This is a genomic window from Janthinobacterium amylolyticum (genome assembly GCF_051380655.1).
In the GTDB taxonomy this organism is placed as follows: domain Bacteria; phylum Pseudomonadota; class Gammaproteobacteria; order Burkholderiales; family Burkholderiaceae_D; genus Janthinobacterium.
Genome location: NZ_JBNYXL010000011.1, coordinates 268,327 through 275,551, shown reverse-complemented (window position 1 = coordinate 275,551; position 7,225 = coordinate 268,327). Strand labels below are relative to the sequence as shown.

Annotated in this window: 7 protein-coding genes; 3 read left to right on the top strand and 4 right to left on the bottom strand. The window is 62.3% G+C overall.

Annotation, left to right across the window (positions count from 1 at the left end; translation table 11 throughout):
- Positions 1 to 113: 113 nt before the first annotated feature.
- Together ACQ4WR_RS23320 and ACQ4WR_RS23315 are read right to left on the bottom strand one after the other, a co-directional pair.
- Positions 114 to 611, bottom strand: a complete 498-nt coding sequence (locus tag ACQ4WR_RS23320) for a GNAT family N-acetyltransferase (RefSeq protein WP_436490172.1) — start codon at positions 609 to 611, stop codon at positions 114 to 116.
- A gap of 13 nt (positions 612 to 624) precedes the next feature.
- Complete coding sequence (locus tag ACQ4WR_RS23315) at positions 625 to 1,296, bottom strand: XAC2610-related protein (protein WP_146012358.1); 672 nt, start codon at positions 1,294 to 1,296, stop codon at positions 625 to 627.
- A 163-nt stretch (positions 1,297 to 1,459) separates the two neighbouring features.
- Between ACQ4WR_RS23315 and ACQ4WR_RS23310 the strand changes: the two genes are divergently transcribed.
- Positions 1,460 to 2,116, top strand: coding sequence for a tetratricopeptide repeat protein (locus ACQ4WR_RS23310; RefSeq protein WP_102294242.1), 657 nt, complete (start codon positions 1,460 to 1,462; stop codon positions 2,114 to 2,116).
- Here the strand turns inward: ACQ4WR_RS23310 and ACQ4WR_RS23305 are convergent.
- A complete protein-coding gene (locus ACQ4WR_RS23305; protein WP_102294243.1) occupies positions 2,103 to 3,083 on the bottom strand; it encodes a ribonuclease Z in 981 nt (326 codons plus the stop codon). The genes ACQ4WR_RS23310 and ACQ4WR_RS23305 overlap by 14 nt on opposite strands.
- 46 nt (positions 3,084 to 3,129) lie before the next feature.
- Positions 3,130 to 4,623 (bottom strand): metal-dependent hydrolase family protein, encoded by a 1,494-nt coding sequence (locus ACQ4WR_RS23300; RefSeq protein ID WP_436490170.1) that lies wholly within the window; start codon positions 4,621 to 4,623, stop codon positions 3,130 to 3,132.
- 222 nt (positions 4,624 to 4,845) lie between these two features.
- Between ACQ4WR_RS23300 and ACQ4WR_RS23295 the strand changes: the two genes are divergently transcribed.
- Positions 4,846 to 5,226 (top strand): hypothetical protein, encoded by a 381-nt coding sequence (locus ACQ4WR_RS23295; protein ID WP_436490169.1) that lies wholly within the window; start codon positions 4,846 to 4,848, stop codon positions 5,224 to 5,226.
- Between the two features lie 113 nt (positions 5,227 to 5,339).
- A complete protein-coding gene (gene msbA, locus ACQ4WR_RS23290; RefSeq protein ID WP_436490167.1) occupies positions 5,340 to 7,175 on the top strand; it encodes a lipid A export permease/ATP-binding protein MsbA in 1,836 nt (611 codons plus the stop codon).
- Positions 7,176 to 7,225 lie beyond the last annotated feature (50 nt).

Sequence of the window (7,225 nt, the reverse complement as noted above, 5' to 3'; positions counted from 1 at the left end):
GCATTCTTATGGATGTTCATTCGGTTGGTTTCCTTGAGAACTGGGGGTTTGGCGATTTCCAGTGTCTCAAATCCAATCCGAATGAACCACAACAACCTATTGAAACATCACACCTAGGCCGTTAATCGGCACTCCAGTACTTCATCGCCATACTTGTCCGTTTCCCCGGTGGAAGTCCAGCCCAGGTGGCGGTAAAAGCCGTACGAGCGCGAGGCGGGGTCGCTGGAGCAGCCGAGGAACAGCCGCGCGTGGCCTTGCGCGCGCAGGTCCGCCATGACCAGTGCCAGCAAGGTCTTGCCGATACCCATGCCTTCGACTTCCGGCAGCAGGGCCAGCACGATGATCTCTCCCGTGTCGCGCTCGCCGAAGCAATAGCCGGCCAATTGACCATCGCGATGGCAGACGTGGCCAGGCAGGCTGCCCGAGCGCATCATTTCCGCCCAGGATGCCGCGGTGATGCCCACCGCCGCCAGGCGTTCCTCGGTAATGGCGTTTTGCCGGGTCTTGCCGCGCAATTCGATAAAGGCGGCCGTGTCTTCCGCTCTGGCGGCATGGAAAGTGATGGATGTTGGCTGTGTCGTCATGTATTTACTCTGTGGTGTCGTGTCCATGGCGGGATGCATATCATTCCCACTGTTTGCGCATGATCTTTGCATGGCGCTGCCAGTCAATTATTTTGGTATTCTCGATTGCCTGCTGGTCGGGTTTGGCGCTATCGATAATTTCATCCTTGACGATGATCAAGTCGTTTTGTGCATTCAAGCGGTATTCCCGATAGCGCTCGCAATCCTGTTCGCGCCGGGCGATGGTGATTAATTGCTTTGCCCGCCACGCGTAACTGTCTTCATAAAAGCACTGCGCCGCACAGCCGCAATTGGCGATGCCGCCTTCGATGCGTTGATCTGCCATGCCGATATTCAGATTCGGAATGGCTGATAATGGCTTGTTGAAACTGTAGTTTTTCCCTGATGCATCCCACAGCCACACGTCGGAGCAGCGGACGCGCCCCTGGCTATCCGTGTAGCCGGTGATCCACAGGTCGGCGTGGCCGTCGAAATTCATGTCGGCCAGCAGCGCGTGCAAATTGCCCGTGCCGCTGCTGCTGCAATTGCCATTAACCCACTGCTTGCCGATTTTCAGCTGGTAGGTCTGTGTTTCATCGTGATTCGCATAACGCAGTTCGGCGGCCTGCGACACCTTGCCTGTCACGGCTTTATCCAGGTGCAGCGTGCCGCCATACGCGGAGGTGAAAACCAGGGATAACAGCAGGGATAAAAGCAGGGTAATCAATTTCATGGCGATATTCTTGGGCGGGCACTGGAGCAAAATGCTCCGATTGCATCAGCTAGTGCGCGATCATAACGCATGATTTGGGCAATGTCCTGCACCATTCCCTATCGTGCATTCCGCGCGGAACAGTGCTGTGTACAATTCCAAAAATCCCCGAATAAGGAATTCTATGACATCCTCTCCTGAATCTTTTAATGAAGCGGGCATCCTCGCGTATAACGACGGTAATCACGCGGAGGCATACAAGCAATTCGAGGCCGCCGCGCGTACCGGCGATCCGGCCGGCCAGCATTTATTGGCCAGCCTGTATTACCAGGGCCATGGCGTGACGCAAGACGTGTCGAAAGCGGTGGAACTGTTCACGGCCGCCGCGCAAGCGGGCTTTCCGCCGTCACTGGCGAATCTGGCGCTGATGTATGCGAGCGGCGATGGCGTCGCGCAAGACATGGCGCAGTCGCTCGTGTATGGACGCCAGGCGGCCGAGGCGGGTGATGGCCAGTCGCAATTCAACCTGGCCCAGGCGTACCGCAAGGGCGTGGATGTGGCGCAGGACTTTGCCGAGGCGGCTTTCTGGTACAAGCAGGCCGCCGAGGCCGGCTCCCTGTCGGCGCAGAACGAATACGGCTTGCTGTACGCGCAAGGCCAGGGCGTGGAACTCGATTATGTGCAGGCGTATGCGTGGATCGCCATGCCGGCCGAGGCGGGCAGCGCGCAATCGATCAAGAACCGCGACCAGTTGCTGGAAATCCTTACGCCATCACAGCAGCAGGCGGCGCGCGCGCTGGCCGCCGAGTATGCGGCGCAGTTTGGCGTCAATCCGCACTGACGGGCGATTTGGCCGGCAGCTTGCTCAATACGCCGGCCGCATCGAGTTCGTAGCTGTCGAAGTCGCGTGCCAGGAACAGCTGACCCGAGTAATGCAGGCGCGCTTCCGCTTCCAGCTCGGCCATGCCTTGCGCATTGTGATAGCGGGCGCTGAAGTGGGTGAGGATCAGATTGGGCAGGCGCGCCGATTCGGCGAACTGCGCCACGCGCTGCACCGAGCTGTGCGTGGGGCCGGGCCCCACTTTTTGCAGCATGGCTTCCGTATAGGTGGCTTCATGCACGAGCAGTTGCGCATCGGCACAGGCATCGGCCAGTAGCGCCGGCGTGTCGTTGTCGCCGCCGATCACCACCGTGGCACGCTGCGTTTCGGTCTGGCGGAATGTGGCGGCGGACAAGACCGTCCCGTCGTCGAGGACGGCATCCTGTCCCGCCTGCAATACGCCCCAGGCGGGACCGGGCGGCACGCCTGCCGCCAGCAGGGCTGCCTTGTCCATCTTCCTTTTTTGCGTTTCCAACGCGAAACGGTACGCGACGCTGGGCGCGCGGTGCGACAGGGCGTGGCGCGAGATGGTCAAGCCCGCTTCCTGGTGCACGACCGGCGCGCTGTCCACGTCGATATGGATCAGCGGATACGTCAGGAACAGTTCCGTATGCAGCAAGGTGGCGTCGATCCAGGCCTTGATGGCGGCCGGGGCGATCAGCAGCAAGGGCTTCGTGCGGCCTGTCATGGAGGCGCTGGCAAGCAAGCCCGGCAGACCGTAACTGTGGTCGCCATGCACATGGGTGATGCAGATGCCCACCAGGTCATGCACGGACAGCGGCAGGCGCTGCAGCCGGTGCTGCGTGGCTTCGCCGCAATCGATCATCCACCAGTCGCGGTTGTGCGTGGTGTGCAGGGCCAGCGACGTGACGTTGCGGTAGCGCGTGGGCACGCCGGAAGAGGTGCCAAGGAAGGTCAGTTTGAACATGGGCGCATTATGCGGCAAGCCAGCGTGGTTGCCAACGCGCCCGCCTTCAGCCTGCCAGTGGCGCGCTCAATTTGTCCTTGTAGATGCGGCCGTTCTTCATGATCAGCAGCAGCTTTTCTTCCGGCTGGGCCAGGAAATCGAGGTTCTTCGCCGGGTCGCCATCGGCCACCAGCAAGTCGGCCCATGCACCCGCGGCCAGCCTGCCCAGGGCGCCAGGGTAGGGCGAGCGCTGGCCGGACAGGGCCAGCAGGTCGCCATTTTGTCCTGTCGCCTGCGCCAGCAAGGTCAGCGGGTCGTAAAAGCGCGTGAGCTTGGCCAGCTGGCGTCCCTGCGTTGGCGTGTTTTTGGCGTTGAACAGGATGTCCGTGCCCCAGCCCGTGCGGATGCCGTACTTTTGCGCCAGCGCATACGCCTTCACCGTGCCTTCCGAAACAATGGCCTGGCTGGCCTTGCGCGCCGCATCCGGGTAGACATTCGCATCGGCGTCTTGCAGGAACGGCTGCAGGCTCCACCACGTGCCCGTATCGCGCATCATGCGCACGGATTCGTCGTCCGCCAGCTGGCCGTGCTCGATGCTTTTCACGCCCGCGCGGATGGCCCGCTGGATTCCTTTCGGCGTGTACACGTGGGTCATCACATAGGTGCCCCAGTCGGCGGCCGCTTCCACGCCGGCGCGCAGTTCGCGCTCCGAATACTGGGTACTGTCGAGCGGATCGTACATCGAGGCCACGCCACCGCCGGCCATCATCTTGATTTGCGTCGCGCCCAGCATCAGTTGCTCGCGCGCGCGGCGCAGCACTTCCGCTTCGCCATCGGCAATCATCGCCATGCCCGCCGTTTCCGCCAGGCCCAGCGGCGCGTTGGCAGCGCGGGGAATCTCCGAGCGCAGGCGGAAGTCGCCATGGCCCGAGGTCTGGGAAATCATCGCGCCAGAGGGAAAGATGCGCGGCCCATCGACGATGCCTTCATCGATGGCGCGTTTCAAGGCAAAGGCGGGGCCGCCAGGATCGCGCACGGCGGTAAATCCCCGCAACAGGGTGCGCTGCGCTTCCTGCGCCGCCACCAGGTACAGATAGCCGACGTCTGACGTCATGGCCGTCACCTGGTTGATGGCCGCCAGCATGGTATGCCAGTGCGCGTCGATGAGGCCCGGCATCACCAGCTTGCCCTGGCAATCGATGACGCGGGCACCCTCCACTTTTTCGCCCGCCGGCAGCAGGGCGGTGATCAGCGGCCCCGTCACCAGCACGTGGATGCCGGCGCGGGGCGGCTTGCCCGTGCCGTCGAACAGGCGCAGATTGGTCAGCAGCACGGGGCGCTGCGGCGCTTGCGGCTGCTGAGCGATGGCGTTGCTGGTGGACAGTCCAATGAAGGGCGCCAGCATGGCGGCCGCGCCGCCGAGAAACTGCCGGCGCCGCATGTCCGCCATCACCCGCTGGTGCAGGATGGTGAAGACCGTGCCGCCGCAATCGCAGGCGCGCGGCTTCAAGCCGCCCGTCTGCCAGGTGTCCGCCAGATGCTGTTCCTGAGCCAGTGCCATCGCGCCATCCTTTCATCGTTGCCGCGCCATTTACTACGCGCAAAGTTAATAATCGGAAACAATGTTCATTGAATGCCTGAAGCCGGGGCAAGTCAAGTGTGCACTTGCTTTACAAAAACAAATATAGAATGCCGGTGTTAACAGTATTGTCCGGAGTAATATCAAGCGTACTATCGGAGCAGATACTGCAAGTAATATCGAATTCACTTTAAGGGGCAGGACATGATGCGTACACACTACAAGAAAATCGTTGCCACCTTCGCGCTGGCTGCCTGCAGCGCTTCCGCTTCCGCCGTCGGCCTCGGTTTCCTGGCCGATACGCCAATGGCTTACCTGAACAAGAATGACAAGCCCGTCTTCGTGAAGGCCGTCACCGACGTGCTCAATGACAAGAAGGATGGCGAGGCCGTGCAATGGAGTAATGAAGGCTTGCGCAATTCCGTGCGCATCAATGCCGAGATCACTGCCAGCGATACGGAAAAGACCGATGCGCAAACCTGCCGCAAGGTGCAAGTGGCCCTGAGCGCCAAGGGCCAGGAGCAGACCTTGAAACTGAAAGTTTGCAAGGCTGGCACGCAGGCCTGGAAAGTGGCGAAAGTATAATTTTGCTTTTTGTGCAGCTTCCTTGCCGGCTTTTCCCCGGCAGGGTGAGACTTTCTTATAAGTAAGTGTTGCAGCGGTTAGAATCACGCTTTACCCTAACTTTTCTCACCTGCATGCAGCAAAGTCGCCTCCTGTTCTTCCGCCTGGCCGGCCAGTTCCGCCGCTATGGCGCCATCGTTGCCGCCACCTTGCTGGCGGTGGGCGTGGCGTCCGCCACCGATGTGTTGTTAATCCGCCAGTTGCAAAACGTTGTCGACGCCATGCGCGACACGGCCAGCGCGCAGGTCGCGCCCACCTCCGGCGTGATGGGCGTGCTGCAGGGCTGGGTCGACCGTTTCCTGCCGGCCCAGGCGGGCCAGGTGGACTTGTGGGTGATACCCGCCACCATCCTGGGCCTGGCCGCGCTGCGCATGTTGTCCAGTTTCTCCGGCGATTATGGTTCCGTATGGCTATCGAGCCGGGTGCAGGCCGACCTGCGCGAACAGATGTTCGCCACCATCATGCGCCTGCCCAGCCGTTTCTTCGACACCACCACCACCAGCCTGACGCAGTCGCGTGTGGCCTTCGATGCCAGCCAGGTATCGCAGGCGGGCTTGAACGTGCTCAACGTAATGGTGCGCGATTCCGTCGCCACCATCGGCTATTTGATCCTGCTGTTCAGCATCGACGTGAAGCTGGCCCTGTTCTGCATGGCATCGATGCCCATCGTGGCCATCGTCGTGACCCTGGCGGGACGCCGCATGCGCCACCTGAGCAAGAGTTCGCAGCAAGCCGTGGGCGAGCTGACGTCCGTGCTCGATGAAAGCATCGGCGGCCAGCGCGTGGTGAAAATCTTCGGCGGCCAGGATTACGAACAGGCGCGCTTCGTCGACGTGGTCAAGCGCAACCGCCAGCTGGCCGTCAAGCATGCTGCCACCTCGGCCATGAATTCCGGCTTCATCATGATGTTGGTGGGCATTACCCTGGCATCGGTGATTTATTTTGCCATGCTGCGCGCGCAAAGCGGCGCCATCACGCCGGGCGCCTTCGTTGCCTTCATGGGCGCGCTGATGGCCATGCAGTCGCCGATCAAGAACCTGACCAAGATCAATGAACCGCTGCAGCGGGGCCTGGCGGCGGCAGAGTCCGTTTTCAGCCTGATCGATACGCCACTGGAACCGGACCCGGGCACGCTCGCGCCGGCCACCGTCGAGGGCAATCTGTCCTTGCAAAACGTGAGTTTCCGCTATAACACTGACGATCCCGATGCGCCCACGGCCTTGAGCAATATCTCGCTCGACATCCGCGCCGGCGAGACGGTGGCCCTGGTGGGCGGCTCCGGCGGCGGCAAGACCACCTTGCTGGGCTTGCTTCCGCGCTTCTATGACGTCAGCGGCGGCCAGATCCTGCTCGACGGCGTCGACGTGCGCGACTATGCCTTGCTGGCCCTGCGGCGCCAGTTCGCCCTCGTCAGCCAGGACGTGATCCTGTTCAATGACACGATGGCGGCGAACATCGCCTACGGCGACCCGGCGCCGGACCAGGCGCGCATCGAGGCGTCGGCGCGCGCCGCCTACGCCCACGATTTCATCATGCAGATGCCGCAAGGCTACGCGACCCAGGCGGGGCAGAATGGTTCGCGTCTGTCGGGCGGGCAACGCCAGCGCCTGGCCATCGCGCGCGCGCTGTACAAGGATGCGCCCATCCTGCTGCTCGATGAAGCGACCAGTGCGCTGGACACGGAGTCGGAGCGCTCGGTGCAGGCGGCGCTGGAAGTGCTGATGCGCAACCGCACCACCATCGTCATCGCCCACCGCCTGTCCACCATTGAAAGCGCCGACCGCATCGTTGTCATGCAGGGCGGCCGCCTGGTGGAATCGGGCAGCCACGCTGCCTTGCTGCAGCAGGGGGGCGCGTATGCGCGCCTGCATGCGAGCCAGTTGTCGCCGCACAAGGATAGCGTGGGCTGACGAGCGGCCCCTGCCGCGCCAGCGCATGTCCCCGGGCCGGGACCGGACCA